This window comes from Pseudarthrobacter oxydans (genome assembly GCF_034258515.1).
Lineage (GTDB): Bacteria > Actinomycetota > Actinomycetes > Actinomycetales > Micrococcaceae > Arthrobacter.
The window spans coordinates 3,001,692-3,019,437 of the sequence record NZ_CP139438.1; the positions used below are offsets into that span (position 1 = coordinate 3,001,692).

At 66.8% G+C, this 17,746-nt stretch carries 19 protein-coding genes and 1 riboswitch; of the genes, 9 read left to right on the forward strand and 10 right to left on the reverse strand.

What is annotated here, in order from left to right; all coding sequences use genetic code 11:
- Window positions 1-4: 4 nt before the first annotated feature.
- On the reverse strand, window positions 5-1,099 hold the full coding sequence (hemE, locus tag SMD14_RS13565) for a uroporphyrinogen decarboxylase (protein ID WP_157241720.1): 1,095 nt from the start codon (window positions 1,097-1,099) through the stop codon (window positions 5-7).
- Between the two features lie 158 nt (window positions 1,100-1,257).
- Between hemE and SMD14_RS13570 the strand changes: the two genes are divergently transcribed.
- Window positions 1,258-2,574, forward strand: a complete 1,317-nt coding sequence (locus SMD14_RS13570) for a glutamyl-tRNA reductase (protein ID WP_321213974.1) — start codon at window positions 1,258-1,260, stop codon at window positions 2,572-2,574.
- Window positions 2,575-2,774: 200 nt separating this feature from the next.
- Here the strand turns inward: SMD14_RS13570 and moeB are convergent, their stop codons facing one another.
- Window positions 2,775-3,974 carry a molybdopterin-synthase adenylyltransferase MoeB gene (moeB, locus tag SMD14_RS13575; protein WP_321213975.1) on the reverse strand — a complete coding sequence of 400 codons (1,200 nt, stop codon included), beginning with the start codon at window positions 3,972-3,974 and terminating at the stop codon, window positions 2,775-2,777.
- 83 nt (window positions 3,975-4,057) lie between these two features.
- On the opposite strand from moeB, the gene SMD14_RS13580 reads away from it, so the two are divergent.
- The 3 genes from SMD14_RS13580 to SMD14_RS13590 are packed head-to-tail and all read left to right on the forward strand — an operon-like array spanning window position 4,058 to window position 5,340.
- On the forward strand, window positions 4,058-4,723 hold the full coding sequence (locus SMD14_RS13580; RefSeq protein WP_104998498.1) for a TetR/AcrR family transcriptional regulator: 666 nt from the start codon (window positions 4,058-4,060) through the stop codon (window positions 4,721-4,723).
- Between the two features lie 49 nt (window positions 4,724-4,772).
- The gene (locus tag SMD14_RS13585; protein ID WP_321213976.1) at window positions 4,773-4,997 is read left to right on the forward strand and encodes a DUF3107 domain-containing protein; all 225 of its coding nucleotides are present in this window, start codon (window positions 4,773-4,775) and stop codon (window positions 4,995-4,997) included.
- 40 nt (window positions 4,998-5,037) lie between these two features.
- Window positions 5,038-5,340, forward strand: a complete 303-nt coding sequence (locus tag SMD14_RS13590; RefSeq protein ID WP_321213977.1) for a hypothetical protein — start codon at window positions 5,038-5,040, stop codon at window positions 5,338-5,340.
- 92 nt (window positions 5,341-5,432) lie between these two features.
- On the opposite strand, the gene SMD14_RS13595 is transcribed toward SMD14_RS13590, so the two are convergent.
- From SMD14_RS13595 to thiO, 4 genes are all read right to left on the reverse strand, one after another.
- On the reverse strand, window positions 5,433-5,771 hold the full coding sequence (locus SMD14_RS13595; RefSeq protein WP_321213978.1) for a 4a-hydroxytetrahydrobiopterin dehydratase: 339 nt from the start codon (window positions 5,769-5,771) through the stop codon (window positions 5,433-5,435).
- A 43-nt stretch (window positions 5,772-5,814) separates the two neighbouring features.
- Complete coding sequence (locus tag SMD14_RS13600; protein ID WP_157241714.1) at window positions 5,815-6,630, reverse strand: thiazole synthase; 816 nt, start codon at window positions 6,628-6,630, stop codon at window positions 5,815-5,817.
- A gap of 5 nt (window positions 6,631-6,635) precedes the next feature.
- Window positions 6,636-6,872, reverse strand: coding sequence for a sulfur carrier protein ThiS (gene thiS / locus SMD14_RS13605; protein WP_321213979.1), 237 nt, complete (start codon window positions 6,870-6,872; stop codon window positions 6,636-6,638).
- Window positions 6,869-8,194 carry a glycine oxidase ThiO gene (gene thiO / locus SMD14_RS13610; protein ID WP_321213980.1) on the reverse strand — a complete coding sequence of 442 codons (1,326 nt, stop codon included), beginning with the start codon at window positions 8,192-8,194 and terminating at the stop codon, window positions 6,869-6,871. Before thiO ends, thiS begins: the two co-directional genes overlap by 4 nt.
- A riboswitch (TPP riboswitch) is annotated at window positions 8,189-8,306 on the reverse strand. (Overlaps the previous gene by 6 nt.)
- Before the next feature lie 28 nt (window positions 8,307-8,334).
- Here thiO and thiE point away from each other — a divergent pair.
- Together thiE and SMD14_RS13620 are read left to right on the forward strand one after the other, a co-directional pair.
- Window positions 8,335-9,090, forward strand: a complete 756-nt coding sequence (gene thiE, locus SMD14_RS13615; protein WP_321213981.1) for a thiamine phosphate synthase — start codon at window positions 8,335-8,337, stop codon at window positions 9,088-9,090.
- Window positions 9,091-9,166: 76 nt separating this feature from the next.
- Window positions 9,167-10,687 carry an RNB domain-containing ribonuclease gene (locus tag SMD14_RS13620; RefSeq protein ID WP_321213982.1) on the forward strand — a complete coding sequence of 507 codons (1,521 nt, stop codon included), beginning with the start codon at window positions 9,167-9,169 and terminating at the stop codon, window positions 10,685-10,687.
- A gap of 137 nt (window positions 10,688-10,824) precedes the next feature.
- Here SMD14_RS13620 and SMD14_RS13625 read toward each other — a convergent pair whose 3' ends face one another.
- Window positions 10,825-10,965 carry a hypothetical protein gene (locus SMD14_RS13625; protein ID WP_157241710.1) on the reverse strand — a complete coding sequence of 47 codons (141 nt, stop codon included), beginning with the start codon at window positions 10,963-10,965 and terminating at the stop codon, window positions 10,825-10,827.
- Window positions 10,966-10,991: 26 nt separating this feature from the next.
- Here SMD14_RS13625 and SMD14_RS13630 point away from each other — a divergent pair, with 26 nt between their 5' ends.
- Both SMD14_RS13630 and SMD14_RS13635 read left to right on the forward strand, forming a co-directional pair.
- On the forward strand, window positions 10,992-12,680 hold the full coding sequence (locus tag SMD14_RS13630; RefSeq protein ID WP_321213983.1) for a DEAD/DEAH box helicase: 1,689 nt from the start codon (window positions 10,992-10,994) through the stop codon (window positions 12,678-12,680).
- Window positions 12,681-12,688: 8 nt separating this feature from the next.
- Window positions 12,689-13,603, forward strand: a complete 915-nt coding sequence (locus tag SMD14_RS13635) for a DNA methyltransferase (protein ID WP_321213984.1) — start codon at window positions 12,689-12,691, stop codon at window positions 13,601-13,603.
- Between the two features lie 26 nt (window positions 13,604-13,629).
- Here the strand turns inward: SMD14_RS13635 and SMD14_RS13640 are convergent, their stop codons facing one another.
- Both SMD14_RS13640 and SMD14_RS13645 read right to left on the reverse strand, forming a co-directional pair.
- Window positions 13,630-13,860: a hypothetical protein gene (locus tag SMD14_RS13640; RefSeq protein WP_157241708.1), complete on the reverse strand. Its 231-nt coding sequence runs from the start codon at window positions 13,858-13,860 to the stop codon at window positions 13,630-13,632.
- 254 nt (window positions 13,861-14,114) lie between these two features.
- On the reverse strand, window positions 14,115-14,969 hold the full coding sequence (locus tag SMD14_RS13645) for a PHP domain-containing protein (protein ID WP_321213985.1): 855 nt from the start codon (window positions 14,967-14,969) through the stop codon (window positions 14,115-14,117).
- A gap of 139 nt (window positions 14,970-15,108) precedes the next feature.
- Between SMD14_RS13645 and SMD14_RS13650 the strand changes: the two genes are divergently transcribed.
- A complete protein-coding gene (locus SMD14_RS13650) occupies window positions 15,109-16,695 on the forward strand; it encodes an aminopeptidase P family protein (RefSeq protein WP_321213986.1) in 1,587 nt (528 codons plus the stop codon).
- Between the two features lie 98 nt (window positions 16,696-16,793).
- Here SMD14_RS13650 and SMD14_RS13655 read toward each other — a convergent pair whose 3' ends face one another.
- Entirely contained in the window at window positions 16,794-17,699 is a 906-nt protein-coding gene (locus SMD14_RS13655) for a general stress protein (protein ID WP_321213987.1), read from the reverse strand.
- Window positions 17,700-17,746: the final 47 nt, after the last annotated feature.

Genomic DNA, 17,746 nt, shown 5'->3' on the forward strand with positions numbered 1-17,746 from the left:
CGGCCTACTCCGGGGAGATGGAGTGGATAAGTTCAACCACGCGGGTGAGGACGGCGGGGTCCGTCTCCGGCGGAACGCCGTGCCCCAGGTTGACCACGTGCCCGGGAGCAGCCGCGCCTGCGGCTATGACGTCGCGGACGTGGGCCTCAAGGATTTCCCACGGAGCAGGGAGCAGGGCGGGGTCGATGTTTCCCTGCAGCGGCACCGTGCCGCCCAGCCGGCGGTTCGCCTCATCGAGCGGAAGCCGGTAGTCCACGCCCACAACGTCCACACCCACATCCCGCATTGCCACCAGGAGCTCTGACGTTCCGGTGCCGAAGTGGATCAGCGGCGCCCCGAGGTGCCGGACATGGTCCAGGGCGCGGCCCGAGGCCGGCGCCACGTACTTCGTGTAGTCCGCCAGGCCCAGGGAACCGGCCCAGGAGTCAAAGAGCTGGGCCGCCGAGGCACCGGCCTCAAGCTGTGCCTGGAGGAACATTCCGGAGGCGTCCGCGGCCCAGTTGGCCAGGGCGTGCCAGGTTTCCGGATCAGCGTGCATCATGGTGCGCGGACCCAGGTGGTCGCGGGACGGCTTTCCCTCCACCATGTAGGCGGCAAGGGTAAAGGGTGCGCCCGCAAAGCCGATCAACGGTGTCTTGCCGAGCTCGGCCACGGTGAGGCGGACCGCTTCACGGATGGGTTCCAGCGATTCCCAGGTGAGCTGCGGCAGCGCCGCCACGTCCGCAGCAGTGCGGACCGGGGTGTCCAGGACCGGCCCCACGCCCGGAACGATGTCCACGCCCACGCCGGCGAGCTTCAGGGGAATGACGATGTCGGAGAAGAAGATGCCGGCGTCAACGTCGTGGCGGCGGACGGGCTGGAGGGTGATCTCGGAAGCCAGTTCGGGGCGCAGGCAGGAGTCCAGCATGGCGACGCCTTCGCGGACCTTCAGGTACTCCGGCAGTGAACGTCCGGCCTGGCGCATGAACCAGACGGGACGCCGGGACGGCTTGCCTCCGCGGTAGGCCGTGATGAGGGGTGAGTCTGCGGTGCGGCCATCCACCAGCGGGTGGTCTGCGGCGAGGACGCCGGCAGCGGATGTGGCGGGGCTGGAAGTCATGCCTTTGATTGTGCCGAAAAATGACTGCAAAAGATAACGACAAAGTGTCACGCGGGAGCCCTGCCGCCGCGCCGTGGCAGGAATCACAGCCCGCGCTCCCGTCCGGCAGCCCGGGGAGTTGTTCTACCGAGTAACGAAAAAGCTATGATTGACCTGCTGTGGTTCTTTTTTCATTGGTGGCTACACACGCCGACATCGATCTTGAGACCGTTGCTCAGTTGAGCAACGGTTCTTCGGAGATCGCCACATCCGCCCTCTCCGGATCGACGGCAGTGACGGGTGCGATTGTCCTTGCCACCTGCAACCGCTACGAAATCTACGGCGAAGCCGCCCGGCCTGACGATGTGGAGGCGGCCCGCGCCGCCCTGGTTGCCAAGATCAGCGAAACCAGCGGACTGAGCGAACCGCTCGTCTCACGCTCCTTCAGCACCCGCACGGGTCCTGAAGTCAGCCAGCACCTCTTTGCCGTCAGCGCCGGCCTGGACTCCGCAGTGGTCGGAGAGCGGGAGATCGCCGGACAGGTACGGCGCGCACTGATCACCGCCCAGCATGAAGGCACGGCAAGCTCCGGTTTGGTCCGGCTTTTCCAGGCGGCGTCCAAGACCGCCAAGGACGTGGGAGCACAGACTGCCCTCGGTTCCCGTGGCCTCTCGATCGTTTCCGTCGCACTCGACCTGGCCTCTGATCTTTCCGAAAACCCGGACTGGACCAGCAAGAAGGTTGTGGTCTTCGGAACCGGCGCCTACGCCGGGGCCACCATGGCGCTCCTGCGTGAACGCGGCTGCACCGACATCTCGGTTTTCTCCTCGTCCGGCCGCGCCGAAGGATTTGTTGCCACCCGCGGCGGCACGGCGCTGGACGCCGATTCACTCCGGCCGGCGGTCGCGGCAGCAGACGTGATGATCGGCTGCAGCGGTTCCGATACCCGGGTGGAGGCCGACGAGCTGGCCGAAGTCCGGGCCGACTCCCCGCAGCCCCTGATCGCCATCGACCTTGCGCTCACCCACGACTTCGATCCGGGGGTCGGCGAGCTTGACGGCGTGGAGCTGCTCACCCTGGAATCGGTACGCCTCGCCGCACCCCAGGAACAGGCCGAGTCGCTTGCCCAGGCCAGCGGAATCGTCAGCGGCGCCGCCAAGGCGTTCGAGCAGGAACGCGAGGCCCGCTCCGTGGATTCCGCGATCGTTGCGCTCCGCCGCCACACCATGAGCGTCCTGGACTCCGAAATGGAAAAAGTCCGGGCCCGGCACGGCTGCACCGCCGCTGCCGAGGAAGTGGAGTTCGCACTCCGCCGCATGGTCAAGCAGCTTCTCCATGTGCCCACCGTGCGGGCCCGCGAACTTGCCGCCAACGGCCAGCAGGATGACTACGTGGCCGCCCTGGAAGCCCTCTACGGCATCACCGTGGAGCAGCCGGCATCGGTGGCGCCGCAGGCCGAATGCCCGGTGGACCACCGGGGCCTCGAAACCGCCTGACCGCGCCTCCCGCCGCGCGGACCCTCTCTCACTTAATGCGCCCTTTCCGGCGATGCTCTCTCACTTAATGCGCCTTTTCCGGCGATGCTCTCTCACTTGCCTGAGGAAAGTGAGAGAGCATCCCTCAAAACAGCGCATTAAGTGCGAGAGCGTCGTGTTAGAAGGCACGTCAGGTGAGAGAGGGCTGAAAGGGGCGGGGATCAGTAAACGGGCTTGTGGGGTTCCACCTCGCGCACCCAGGCGAGGATGCCGCCGTCGAGATGGCTCACCCGCTGGTAGCCCGCCTTCTGCGCCGCGGCGAGCACATTGGCCGAACGCGACCCGGCCTTGCAGTGGAACACAATATCCCTGTCCTGCGGGAGCTCATTCCACGCCTCGCCTGCAAGGATCCGGCCCTGCGGGATGAGCTTCGCGCCGTCGATCCGGACGATGTCGAACTCCCCCGATTCGCGGACGTCCACCAGCTCAAAGTCCTTCAGCCCCGCCTTGCGCGCGGCGAGCATGGTGGCCAGCTGGATGGCCGTGACGGTGTGCTCCGTGTCGGAGGGGGCCGCCGGCGTGACGCCACAGAAGGCCTCGTAGTCGGTCAGCTCCGTGATGGGCGCGGCCGCGGGGTCCTTTGAAACACGGATCTCGCGCCAGCTTCCGCCCAAGGCGTCAAACAGTGCCACACGGCCCAACAGGGAACGTCCGACGCCGGTAATCAGCTTGACTGCCTCCGTCACCATCAGCGATCCCACGGCTGCGCACAGCATGCCGAACACGCCGCCCTCGCCGCACGAGGGCACCGAGCCTGCCGGCGGCGCCTCAGGGTAGAGATCCCGGTAGGTGGGCCCGAACTTCTCCCAGAAGACACTCACCTGGCCGTCGAACCGGAAGATGGAACCCCAGACGTAGGGTTTGCCCAGGATGGCGGCGGCGTCGTTGACCAGGTAGCGGGTGGCGAAGTTGTCCGCGCCGTCGAGGATCAGGTCGTATCCGGCGAACAGCTCCAGCGCGTTGGACGCGTCCAGCCGCACATTGTGCAGCCGCACGTCCACCAGCGGGTTGAGGGCCGCGATGGCGTCCCGGGCGGACTCGATTTTGGGGCGGCCAACATCCGCCACGCCATGGATGACCTGGCGCTGCAGGTTGCTAAGGTCAACGTCGTCGTCGTCGATGATTCCCAGCGTTCCGACGCCGGCGGCCGCAAGATACAGGAGTGCCGGGGAGCCGAGCCCGCCGGCACCGATAACGAGCACTTTCGCATTCTTGAGCCGCCGCTGACCCACCGAGCCGATCTCGGGGATGATGAGGTGCCGGGAATAGCGCTCGACCTCGGCAGGGGTAAGGTCCGGGCCCGGTTCCACCAGCGGATCCAATGACACGGGTGAAACATTTGCGGTGAATGTCGAAGCCATACTTCAATGTATCCCCCGGATACTGCCGGGTCATATTACCCCGCAGTAAAGTGGAAGTAACTGCAACGGAAAGTAGGACAACTGTGGTCCATGAAGCACGGGCTGACCGCCCGTCAGCCGCCGAACCGCAAACTCCCCCGCGTCCCGCGGGTCAGCGGTCGGCCAGGCTTCCGCGTGACGAGCGGCGCGCGCAGCTCCTCAACGCAGCCCAGGAAGTCTTCGTGGCCAACGGGTACCACGGCGCGGCCATGGACGAGATTGCCGAGACGGCGCACGTCAGCAAACCCGTCCTTTACCAGCATTTTCCCTCAAAACGCGAGCTGTACCTCGCCTTGCTTGAAAGCCATCTGGCCTCCCTCACCGAACTGATGCTGGGTGCGCTGAACTCCACCACCGATAACGACGAACGCGTTCAGGCCGTCATGCGCGCCTACTTCCAGTTCATCGCCAGCGATGACCAGGCCCACCGGCTGGTGTTTGAGTCCGACCTGATCAACGATCCCGACGTCAGCTCGCGGCTGGAGACGTTCAACAGGACATTTGCCGATGCCATCGCCCGCGTCATCGCCGAGGACACCAAGCTCCCCCATCTCGAAGCGCAGTTGCTGGGCCGGGGACTGGCCGGGATGGCGCAGGTCAGTGCCAGGTACTGGCTTGAAACGGACGGCAACCTGGACATCAATGTGGCCAGCGACCTCATCTACCGTTTAGCTTGGCGCGGAATCTCGCGCTTCCCCAAAGAGTCCTAGACTACAAATAAGACATCACCAACGAACTTTGACTGGCTGGGAGGCCCCTGTGGAAATTAAGATCGGCGTTCAGAATGTTGCCCGCGAAATTGTGCTCGAATCAACCGAGGACGCGGCTTCTGTGGCCAAGGTCGTGGGGGAAGCCATCACCGCGGGCAGCGAACTTCGCCTGAAGGATGAAAAGGGACGCGTGATCATTGTTCCCGGAAATGCGCTCGGCTACGTGGAAATCGGCGCAGAAGAGGCACGGCGCGTAGGTTTCGGCCAGTTCTAGCGCCCGGCCGAAAAACCGCGTCCGAAGCCCAAGGAGATCCATGCTTTCGCTGACCATCGTTGTACTGGCTGCCGCCGCGGCAGGCTTCATCATCTGGGCAAACGACAAGCGGCACGCCAAGTATGGCGCAGGCCTGCCCGCCGGGGTCGCCGTAGCAATGGCGGCGTTGACCTGGATTGTCCTGATGGCGGCCGGTTTCGGCTACCTGCCAGGGCTGACCTGGATCCCGTGGGTCCTGCCCATCGTGCTGGGCGCCGGCGCCGCAACAGGAGCAGCCGTGTATCTTGGCCGCACGCGTGCGCGCCGGGACGCCGAAAGGCTTACGGCGATCCTCCGGGCATAGGGCCGGCGCAAGGCAACCGGCAGCAGCGGCCGCCATCCCGCCAGGGGTGGCGGCCACTGCTGCTTAGGGACCAGTGGCTGGTGGCGAGGCTACTAACGCCCCGGCACGTACTTCGCCGGCTCGGCCACGGCCCCCGACGCTGCCGCAGCTTCACTTGCTCCCGCAGCTGCCGCGATGTCCCGGTCAGTCACCTGTCCCCCGGCGTCGTGGGACGTGTAGCGGATAAAGACGCGGTTGTAACGCCAGTCGAGGTCGGGATGGTGGTTTTGTTCCTCGGCCAGACGTCCGACGGCGGCAATCAGCTCAAGTGCGGCAACCGCCGTCGGCATCTTGAAGACAGAGACCAATCCGCCATTGTCGGCCCGCCAATCAGGCAGTCCAGCCAAGGCTTCGTCGATTCGTTCCGGGGGAAGGGCGTCTTTGCCGGCCACTGCTGCTCCTTGAATCAAGGCGCCGGCCGGCGGAAAGCGGGCCCTACAGGAACTCGGCCCGGCCTTCCATCGCCGACGACGCCAGCGCGTGTTCACGGCGAGGTATGCGACCTGCCGCTTTCGCCAGCCTACCTGCGATGACGGCGTGCTTGAAGGCGGCGCCCATCATGGCCGGGTCCTGTGCCCGGGTCACCGCCGTGGCCAGGAGCACGGCATCACATCCGAGTTCCATCGCGAGGGCGGCGTCGGACGCCGTGCCGATTCCCGCATCCAGCACCACCGGAACCGAGGCCCGGGACACGATGAGCTCGATGTTGTGCGGGTTGAGGATGCCCAGGCCGGTGCCAATGGGCGAGCCGAGCGGCATGACCGCGGTAGCTCCCAGGTTCTCGAGCCGAAGCGCCAGGACGGGGTCGTCATTGGTGTACGCAAAAACCTTGAACCCCCGGTTGACCAGCTGTTCGGTGGCGTCCACGAGTTCCACGGCATCCGGCAGGAGGGTGTGTTCGTCAGCGATGACTTCCAGCTTCACCCAGTCGGTTTCCAGGGCCTCCCTGGCGAGCTCCGCGGTGAGGACGGCGTCCCGGGCAGTGAAGCACCCCGCCGTGTTGGGCAGGACCTTGATGCCGTGGTCCAGGAGGAGCTGGAAAAGCGAGCCTGCCTCCTGGGGTGAATAGCGGCGCATGGCCACGGTGGTGAGGGAGGTGCCGGAGGCCAGGAGCGCGGCGCCGAGGCCGTCAAGGCTGGGCGCGCCGCCCGTGCCCATGATGAGCCGGGACGCGAGCGCGACGCCGTCGATCACCAGGGGATCATGAAGGTCCGGCCGGGTGCCGTCGAGGGTGCTGCGGGTTTCCGTCATGGTGTTCAGCCTCCCTGTACTGCCGTGACAAGTTCGACGTCGTCACCCTCGGAGAGTGCGGTAGCGAACCATTGGCTCCGGGGCACCACCTGGGCGTTGCGCGCAACGGCGACGCCCAATTTCCGGCCGTCGGTTGCGTGGCCGTCAGCGGCCAGTGCGCGGCCGGTGACCTCGGTGACGAGCGCGGTGATGGACGCGCCGTCGGCGACTGTATGTCCGGTTCCGTTCAGGGTGATGTTCATGCTGTCTCCTTGGGGTTGGGTAGGGTGGCCGCTGCAGCAGGCCGAACGGCGACGCCGGAAAAGCGGCCGGGATTAAAGGGGGCCCAGCGGGGGTCCTCCCTGCCTTCGAGCAGGTCCCGGCATATCGCGGCCGCTGCCGGGGTGAGGAGGACGCCGTGGCGGAAGAAGCCGGTGGCAATGATGAGCCCTGCCACGCGGCTTTGCCCTGAAGGGCCGTCCTCCAGGGGGACCCGCCCGAGCAGCGGGGCGTTGTCAGGTGTGCCGGGACGGGCCCGGGCCGTGCATTCCAGCAGCTCAAGTTCCGCCACCGCAGGCACCAGGACCTGGGCGTCGCGCAGCAACTGGTAGACGCCCCCTGCCGACACTGCCCCCGCGCTGGTTCCGCTGTCCTTCCCCAGTGCGTCCTCACGCTGCGTTGCCCCGATCACCACGGTGCCGTCCTGCCGGGGGACGATGTACACAGGGATCCCGCGGACCAGTCCGCGGACGGTGGAGGTCAGCAGCGGCTGGAGGTGGGCGGGGACGGCGAGGCGAAGGATGTCACCGTGGACCGGCCGCAACGGCAGGTGCAGGTTTTCCGGCAGCCCGGTCAGGGCCGCAGCGTGCAATCCGTTGGCCGCTACGGTCTCCCTGGCCGCCACCGTTCCTCCGCCCTCCAGCGTGACACCGGCGACGGCTCCGTCCCGCCAGAGCAGGCCCGCTGCCCGGTCCGGCACGGCGTAGCCCTCGGCGGCTCCGGCCACGAAGCTTCCGCCGCTGCCGGTTCCGCCGGCGTGCCGGGCCAGGGCACGGCGGAAGCAGGCGACCAGCAGCCTGGGGTCCACCTGGTGGTCCGCCGGTGTATTCAGCGCCGAGGCAATGGCCGGGCTCAACAGCGGCTCCCGGCGCCGGGCTTCACGGATGGTGAGGGGCTCAACCGTCAGTCCATTGGCCTGCTGCACCTCGCGCAGGTCCAGCAGCGCCTGCCGGTCCGCAGCGTCGGCACCCACGGCGAGGGTCGGCGTCGTAAGATACCCGGGATCCGAACCGGCAGCCGCGGCAAGGCCAGCGGCGAAACCCGGCCAGCGCCCGGAGGCCTCCAGCATGAGCTCCAGGAGGTCCTCCTCCTGGTAATGCAGTTCGCTCACCGGGGCAAGCATCCCCGCCGCGGCCCAGCTGGCACCGGAGCCGGGGGCGTCATCGATTACCACCGCTGAATATCCGGACCGCCTCGCCTCCCAGGCGATGCCGTGGCCGATGACTCCCCCGCCGATGACCGCAACGTCGGCCTCCAGTGCGGAGCCGGGCGCGGGCCGGTACGGGGCGTCGAGCGCATTGGGCATAAGTGTCTCCTTCCCTACGCCGGTATTAGCCGGATCAGGTCAAGCGGTCGGCTCTGACGCCCTCTCAGCCCGGCGCTTTATGACAGCTGCCGCGGCTCCCGCAGTACGAGGCCCAGTGTAGAGGAACTAGGCTGGCACCCATGAATGTGTCCCACCCTCCTGCCGCTGCATCCCCCGTCCCGGCTACCGACGCCTTTCTCAACGCCGAAGGCAGTTCCGGCGTGCAGGCCGCACGCCTTTACCTCTGTACGGACGCGCGCCGGGAGCGGGGCGATTTCGGGCAGTTCGTCGATGCCGCCTTCGCGGGCGGGGTGGACATCATCCAGCTGCGGGACAAGTCCATCGAAGCCGCCGAGGAGCTGGAGCTCCTGGCCGTACTCAAGGAATCGGCGGTGCGGCACGGCCGGCTGTGGGCGGTGAATGACAGGGCGGACATCGCCGTGCTGTCCGGAGCCCCGGTGTTCCATATCGGCCAAAAGGACCTGCCCCTCAAGGCGGCCCGGACGCTGTTGAACGGCAACGCGGCCATCGGCCTGTCCAGCCACAGCCCGGAGCAGGTGGACGCCGCCCTGGCTGCCGCCGCCGGCCCCTCGGCGCTGGACTACTTCTGCGTGGGGCCGCTCTGGGCAACACCCACCAAGCCCGGACGGGCCGCCGTCGGGCTTGACCTGGTGAGGTACGCCGCCACGGCTGTTGCCGGGGCGGACGGGCAGGAGGACACGCCCGACGGCGGTGTCCCCTGGTTCGCGATTGGCGGCATCGACCACTCCAACGTCGAAGAGGTGGTGGAAGCCGGCGCACGCCGGATCGTGGTGGTCCGGGCCATTACCGAGGCTGACGATCCGGCCGCGGCCGCCGCTTCGCTCCTCAGCGCCCTGGACGCCGCCCGCCCATAATCCCGCGCCGGAACTGCCGTGCCTCTCCGGGCCGCTTCCGTGCACTATTGACGAAATTCGGGCTACGCTGATTTTCGTGTCACACCATCGGCTGGCCCCCAATGTCCACGAGCACACCAACGCACTCGAAGCGGCGCTGGGCGCGCTCCGGAGTGAGCTTGAGCTGCCGGGTGCCTACCCTGATGATGCCGTGAAGGACGCCGAGGCCGCCGTGTCCGCATTGCAACTGCCGTCCCATGACCTGACTTTCGTTGAATTCATTACCATCGATCCGGCATCGTCCACCGACCTGGACCAGGCGCTGTTCATCGAGCGGGACGGCAACGGCTACCACGTTCTCTATGCCATCGCCGACGTGCCGGCGTTTGTTACTCCCGGCGGCCCGCTGGACGCTGAGACGCGGCGTCGGGGACAGACTTTTTACACGCCGGACGGCCGCATACCGCTGCATCCCGAAGTCATCAGCGAGGGGGCGGGAAGCCTCCTGCCGGGACAGGACTGTTCCGCGTTCGTGTGGGACTTCCGTCTTGACGTTGACGCGGAGGTCACGGCCGTGGCCGTGCGGCGTGCCCGGATGCGCAGCCGCACCAAGCTCAGCTACAAAGGCGCCCAGGCGGAACTGGACGCCGGCAGCCCTTCCCCTGTGCTGCGCCTCCTTAAAGAGGTGGGGCTCAAGCGCGTGGAGCTGGAGCGCGCCCGGGAGGGTGCCAGCCTGAACATGCCGGACCAGGAGATTGTCCAGCTTCCCGACGGCGGCTACCGGATTGCCGCCGCCCCGCAGCTGCCCGTGGAGGACTGGAACGCACAGATATCGCTGATGACCGGCATGGCAGCCGCACAGCTCATGCTGGCCGGGAAAGTGGGCATCCTGCGCACCATGCCGGCCCCGGACGAGCGTTCCCTGAACCATTTCCGGCTGCAGACAGAGGCCCTCGGAAAGCCCTGGGACGGCGAAGTCAGTTACGGCGAATACCTCCGCAGCCTGGACCCCACCCATCCCCGCCAGCTCGCAATCCTCCACTCCGCAGGGATGCTCTTCCGTGGGGCCGCCTATACGGCCTTTGACGGCACCGTCCCGGATGACGCCGTTCAGTCCGCCATCGGCGCCGCGTACGCCCATACCACCGCCCCGCTTCGCCGCCTGGTGGACCGCTTCGTGCTGGTCACCTGCGAGGCCTTGAGCAATGGCGGCGAGGTGCCCGCGTGGGTGCGGGACGCCCTGCCGTCGCTTCCCGAGATCATGGCGGGCTCGGACCAGCTGGCGTCCCGGATGGAGCGAATGGCGCTGGACACGGTGGAGGCGGCACTGTTGATCAACCACATCGGACAGGAGTTCGACGCGATCGTGATTTCAGGGTCGAAGCCCCAGAAGGAGAACGGGAACGGCGGCCTGAGCCGGAACGGCAACGGCAAGGGCAAAAACGGCAACGGCAAGAACGGCAACGGCGGCTCCGGGATCATCCAGATCGCCGAACCTGCAGTGACAGCGCGCTGCGCCGGTGAGTTGGAGGCCGGAACCAAGGTCCGGGTGCGCCTCATGTCCTCGGACATCGCTACCCGTGAAGTGCATTTCGAGCTGGTGCCGAAGGCGCCGTGACCCGGGGCGGTTTTGTGGCATATCCGGCCCGCAGTGCGGGCAAAAGCCGGATTTCGGTGCCCTTGCGGCTAGACTGAAGAGGTAGAAATGGATGCCCGGTCGTTGATTTCCTTGATTTGAAACCAACAAGCCCGCCCCTACGCGATCTTGAGAACCACCCGCTGGTCACCAGTGCCAGCATAAAGATAGCCCGCGATCGGCTTCCACTGGAATTGCTTGCGCGCCTGAGCGTGCTCCGGAACGGCCTGCCGGCCGGCCCGTTGAGCAGGCAGCGCCATTGCCCAAATGAATAAGGAAACTCCACGTGAGTGAATTGCATACCCACCAGCTTCTGACGGACGACTCCGGCACCGAAACGCTTGAGCCCGAAGAAACCATCATCTCCGACGAGAAGCCGCACGAGATTGAGGAGAAGTCCTTCGCGGACTTCAACGTCCGCGCCGACATCGTGGAGTCCCTGGCCGACGCCGGCATTACCCACCCCTTCCCCATCCAGGCCATGACCCTGCCGGTTGCCCTCTCCGGACACGACATCATCGGCCAGGCCAAGACCGGCACAGGCAAGACCCTCGGCTTCGGCATCCCCGCCCTGCAGCGGGTAGTGGGCCGGGACGACGCCGGCTACGAAAAGCTTGCCGTCCCGGGTGCACCGCAGGCACTGGTCATCGTCCCCACCCGTGAACTGGCGGTGCAGGTGGCCAACGACCTGCAGACGGCATCCCGCAAGCGGAACGCACGCATCGCCACCATCTACGGCGGCCGGGCCTACGAGCCCCAGGTGGAAGCCCTGAAGAACGGCGTGGAAGTTGTGGTGGGTACCCCCGGGCGCCTCATCGACCTCTTCAAGCAGAAGCACCTGAGCCTGAAGAACGTCAAGGTCGTCATCCTGGACGAGGCCGACGAAATGCTTGACCTCGGCTTCCTGCCGGACGTCGAGACCCTGATCGCGGCCACGCCCGCGGTCCGCCAGACCCTGCTGTTCTCCGCCACCATGCCCGGCCCCGTCATTGCCATGGCCCGCCGCTACATGACCCAGCCCACCCACATCCGTGCTGCTGATCCGGATGATGAAGGCCTCACCAAGCGCGATATCCGCCAGCTGATCTACCGCGCGCACAGCATGGACAAGATCGAGGTTGTCGCCCGCATCCTGCAGGCCCGCGGCCGCGGCCGGACCATCATCTTCACCAAGACCAAACGCACTGCCGCCAAGGTTGCCGAGGAACTCGTGGACCGGGGCTTCGCGGCCGCCGCCATCCACGGCGACCTCGGCCAGGGCGCCCGCGAGCAGGCCCTCCGGGCCTTCCGCAACAACAAGGTGGACGTCCTGGTGGCAACCGACGTCGCCGCGCGCGGCATCGACGTCGACGACGTCACCCACGTCATCAACTACCAGTGCGTGGAAGACGAAAAAATCTACCTGCACCGCGTGGGCCGCACCGGCCGCGCCGGCAATAAGGGCACCGCTGTCACCTTCGTGGACTGGGACGACATGCCCCGCTGGGGACTGATCAACAAGGCCCTGGGCCTGAGCGTGCCGGAGCCTGTGGAGACCTACTCGTCTTCCCCGCACCTCTTTGAAGACCTGGACATTCCCGAGGGCACCAAAGGCCGGCTCCCGCGCGACAAGCGCACCCTGGCCGGAGTCGACGCCGAAGTCCTGGAAGACCTGGGCGAAACGGGCAAAAAGAACGCCCGCGGGGGCCGCGACGCCGGCAGTTCCCGCGACCGCGACGGCCGGGGACGCGACAGCCGGGACCGCGGCGCCAAGCGCGAAGGCGGGCGCAGCGGCGACTCCGCTGCCCGCACAGGTGAGCGCCGCCGTCGTACGCCCGATTCAGCAGCAGCACCCGCTGCTGCCGGTGAGGCTCCGGCAGCTACCGAGACAGAGCAGCCCTCCCGCACCCGCCGCCCCCGCACGCGCACCCGCCGCCGCAACGGCGAGGTAGTGGGCGCCGACAAGGCCACGCAGCCCGGCAGCACCGAGGCCTAAAACCCTCCATGACTGACACTGTCTGGGCGCCGGACGGCAGCAGCCTGGTGGTCCACGCGGACAACGCGGACTTCCTTCCCTCGCTGCCGGACGGCGCCTTCACACTGATATACGTGGATCCGCCGTTCAACACCGGCCGGGCCCAACGGCGCCAGCAGACCACCATGGTGGCCAATGCGGAAGGCGCCGGCGACCGCGTCGGATTCAAGGGGCGCTCCTACGACACCATCAAGGGCGCGCTCCACCGGTATGACGACGCGTTCAGCGACTACTGGTCCTTCCTGGAGCCCCGGCTCGTGGAAGCGTGGCGCCTGCTGGCCGATGACGGCACCCTCTACCTGCACCTCGACTACCGCGAGGTGCACTACGCCAAAGTGATGCTGGACGCCATCTTTGGCCGCGAGTGCTTCCTGAACGAGATCATCTGGGCCTACGACTACGGAGCCCGCGCCAAGAACCGCTGGCCCACCAAGCACGACAACATCCTGGTGTACGTCAAGAACCCGGCGAAGTACCACTTCGACAGCGCGGAGGTGGACCGCGAGCCGTACATGGCACCGGGCCTTGTGACGCCCGCCAAGCGCGAACTGGGGAAACTGCCCACCGACGTCTGGTGGCACACCATCGTCTCCCCCACCGGCAAGGAGAAAACCGGATACCCGACGCAAAAGCCCGAGGGCCTGGTCCGCCGGGTGGTTGCCGCCTCAAGCAGGCCCGGAGACTGGTGCCTGGACTTCTTTGCCGGCTCCGGGACCCTGGGTGCAGTGGCGGCCAAGATGGACCGGAAGTTCGTGTGCGTGGACCAGAACCAGCCGGCGATCGACATCATGGCCAGGCGCCTGGGTGCCCACGCGGAGCTCACCGCGTTTCCGCCCAACCAGGTAGCGCCAAGTGTCGTTTTGACCCAGCAAAACGACACTTAGCGCGACTTACTTCACCCTCACCGGCTTTACGGGCAGCCCTCCATCAACTGGATCCCGTGGTCCGTCTGCCGGCTCACGAGTACTGACCCCTGGGAATCGCAGATTGCATTGACGAGTAGGGCATGGCCTTCGCCGCCCTGGAAGTTGCCCTTCTCGCCGGGCAGGCCGAACCCCTGGACTGTTCCGGGCGGGACAAATGCCCAGACTTCCGGAGCACCCTCGAAGACACTGGGAAGCCAGGCCCAGTTCCCGTTCAAAATAGGTCCGTCAGTACAGGTGGACCCGCACGCGGCAGGCGGCCGGCTGACGTTGATACAGTCAAGCGCGTTGGCTGCTGCGGGAACGAACAAAAAGGCTGTGGCTAGGCCGGCCGCAGCAAGGGACTTTTTCAGCATCGATCTCTCCGTCATCAGTTGGTAGTGACTCGATGAGACCTGGACCGGCTGGCGCCGCTCCCCCAGTACGCGCAAGGTTACTCGGCCCTGCCTGCTAGTCAATGCGTGGGAGCAAGTTACTTCCCCGCGCGCACGACCTTGGTGCCCGTCCCGAGTTCCTCGATCCGGGCGAGGACGTCCGGTGAGGTGAGGTTTTCCCCCAGCACGTTGGGCTTGCCGGTGCCGTGGTAGTCCGAGGAACCGGTAATCAGCAGGTCATGCTTGGCCGCCAGCCGCCGCAGGAAGCCGCGCCCCTCCTCCGGGTTGTCCCGGTGGTCGATTTCCAGGCCCGCCAGGCCGGCGTCGATCATTTCCTGGTAGACGCGCTCCCCCACGATGCGTCCCCGGGAGGACGCCACGGGGTGGGCGAAGACCGGGACGCCGCCGGCGGCGCGGACCAGTTCGACGGCGATGGCCGGCGCGGGTGCGTAGTGCTGGATGAAGTAGCGCGACCGTGAGGTCAGGATGGAGGCAAAGGCCTCCGAACGGTCCTCCACGACGCCGGCAGCCACGAGGGCGTCTGCGATGTGGGGCCGGCCGAGGGTGGCGCCGGGGGCCACATGATGGATGACGTCGTCCCAGGTGAGGGGGTAGTCCTCGGCAAGGAGGGTGACCATCCGCTCGGCGCGGGTGTGCCGGGCGTCCTTGGCCTTGGTGATTTCCTCAAGGAGCCCCGGATGCTTCGGATCGTGAAGGTAGCTCAGGAGGTGCACGCTGATGCCCTCCTCCGTCCGGCAGGAAACCTCCATCCCGGGTACCAGGGCAACACCGTGTTCAACAGCTGCCAGGGAGGCTTCGTCCCAGCCGGCAGTGGAGTCATGGTCCGTCAGCGCTATCACGTCCAGGCCGGCGCGGGCAGCGGATGCCATGACGTCTGCCGGATTCTCGGTACCGTCGGAAACATTGGAGTGGGCATGCAGGTCGATCCTCACCTGTCCAGAGTAGTTGACCTTGAGTTCACCCCGCGTATGCCCTGCTGCAACCCACGTCGGCGGACACGCCCCGGCAGAACCAGCCCGGCCGGTGGTCCGCCTGTTCGCGCAGCCGCGGAGCTGGTGAGACGATGGTGCCGTGAACGATGCCGAAAACACCCCTAACTCTGCTTCCCAGCCCTTGGACGAGCGCGTCAACAACCGCTCCCAGCGGCCCAGTTCCGACGCCTTCAAGGCCTTCATGGCCAGCAACTGGGCGCCCTCCCGCCAGGAACTCCCCGAGCGCGACGCCGTGGCCGGTTACGCCGCGGCCCGGCGCAAGGCCATCTCCAGCCAGTTCAAAGGTGAACGCCTGCTTATCCCCGCGGGCCCGCTGAAGGTCCGCTCCAACGACTGCGACTACCGTTTCCGCCCCCACTCCGGTTTTGCGCACCTCACCGGCCTGGGCCTGGACCACGAGCCTGACGCGGTGCTGATCCTGGAGCCGGTGGAGGAAGGGAAAGGCGACGACGGCGGCAACCACCGTGCCACGCTGTACTTCCGGCCCTTGGCCGGGCGGGACACAGAGCAGTTCTATGCAGACTCCCGGTCGGGTGAATTCTGGATTGGCGCCCGCCCCACGCTGGCCGAGTTCGAGGCACGCCTGGGCCTTGCGACGGCACACATCGACCAGCTCGAGACGGCAATCACCAAGGATGTGGGCGCCCCGGAGATCGGCGGCATTTCCATCCGCCTGGTCCGGAAAGTGGACGAAAACATCGACGCGCTGGTGGACACCGCCCGCTACAACACGGCAAAGGACCCGGAGAACCTGGACCTCGAGGTCCTCGATGCCCTCGACGAAAAGCTAAGCGAAGCCCTGTCCGAACTGCGCCTGCTGAAGGACAGCTGGGAGATTGAGCAGATGAAACTCGCGGTGGCCGCCACCGTTGAAGGTTTCGAGGAAGTGGTCAAGGTCCTTCCCCGCGCCCTCACTCATGCCCGCGGTGAACGGGTGGTGGAAGGGGCGTTCTTCGCCCGTGCGCGCGAAGTCGGGAATGAGCTGGGGTACGACACCATCGCCGCCTCCGGCAACAACGCAACCGTGCTGCACTGGACGCGCAACACCGGGAAGATCCACGCCGGCGAGCTCCTCCTCCTGGACGCCGGAGTGGAAGCAGATTCCCTGTACACGGCAGACATCACCCGGACCCTTCCCGCCAGTGGCGTGTTCAGTGACATCCAGCGCAAGGTCTACGAAGCGGTGCTGGATGCTGCCGACGCCGGGTTTGCCGCCGCGCAGCCCGGCGCGAAGTTCCGCGACATCCACACAGCGGCAACCACGGTGCTGGCTGAGCGGCTTGCCGAGTGGGGACTCCTGCCGGTCACGGTAAAGGAAGCCATCAGCCCCGAGGGCCAGCAGCACCGCCGGTGGATGCCGCACGGCACCAGCCACCATCTGGGGCTCGATGTCCACGACTGCGCCCAGGCCAAGCGTGAACTCTACCTTGACGGCATCCTCACGGAAGGCATGGTGTTCACTATCGAACCCGGCCTGTACTTCAAGAACGAGGACCTCGCCATTCCGGAGGAATACCGCGGGATCGGCGTCCGCATCGAGGACGACATCCTGATGACGGCCGACGGGCCGGTCAACCTAAGCGCCGCCCTGCCGCGCAAGGCCGGGGACGTGGAGGACTGGATGGCCGGGATCTACCGTGAAGCCGAGGGAACCAAAGAGTCCTAGCCGGACAACAGAAAGCGGGGCTACCGGAGGAATTTTCCGGTAGCCCCGCTTTTGCCTGTGGCGCCGGCGTTTGCCTGTGGCACCAAGTCGGCCGTTCGCTACTGCCGCCCCTCGCCCGGGTGCTGCTGTTTGTCTGCGTCTTGCTGCCCGTCAGCGGGTTGCCCGTGATCCCCGTGCTGGTCGTCTTGGGGCTGGGCGGTCCCGGCAGCGGGACCCTGCGGCAGCCGGACACCATATTGGGGCCGGCCGTCCGGCAGGTCCGGGTACCGGACAGCACGTGCCGGGGCCGGCTGCTCCTGGACGGCAGCGTCCTGGCGCGGCCCGGCCCCGGCGTGGTCACCGGCCTGCTCCTGCGCGGATGAACCTGCGGAAGACTGGCCATAGGGGTCACTCCATCCCGAGGGACGGGCGGGCGCCTGGCCCGGCTGCGGGGGCTGGTAGGGCTGGCCCTGGAAGTCACGCTGGGTGTACGGTCCCCCGCCGGCCGCCGCGTCCGAGCGCGTCATGGGCAGCTGCTGAAGGAGCCGGCGCGCCTCGTGTGCGGCTTCCGGCGACACCACGACGTCGTAGCTGGTGGCCACCACCTGGCTGGTGGAGGTGAAGTCGCGCTTGCCCCGCTGCATGGCGTAGGTGACGATGCCGAAGAGCATAAAGAACGCCGCGCCCATCAGCACCGACGTGAGGATGGAGAAGTACCCCGGTGACGGTGCGAAGAAGGAGAGCATGACGCCAACGAACAGGCCGAACCACATGCCGCTCAGCGCTCCGGACAGGGCAACCCGGGGATAGCTCAGGCGCCCGGTAACCCGCTCCACCATCTTCAGCTCGTTGCCCACGATGGACACCATGTGCACGGGGAACTGCTGGTCCGCGAGGTAATCCACGGCCTTCTGGGCATCCAGGTAGGAGGTGTAGGAACCCACGGTGTCGCCGACGGGAACGGCCCGGGACTCGTCCATTCCGCCGGGCCCGCCGGCCTTGGGAGCACCAAATATGTTTGCCATACCCCCATTCTTGCCCATGCGCATGTGTGCTGCCTGTAAATTCAGCT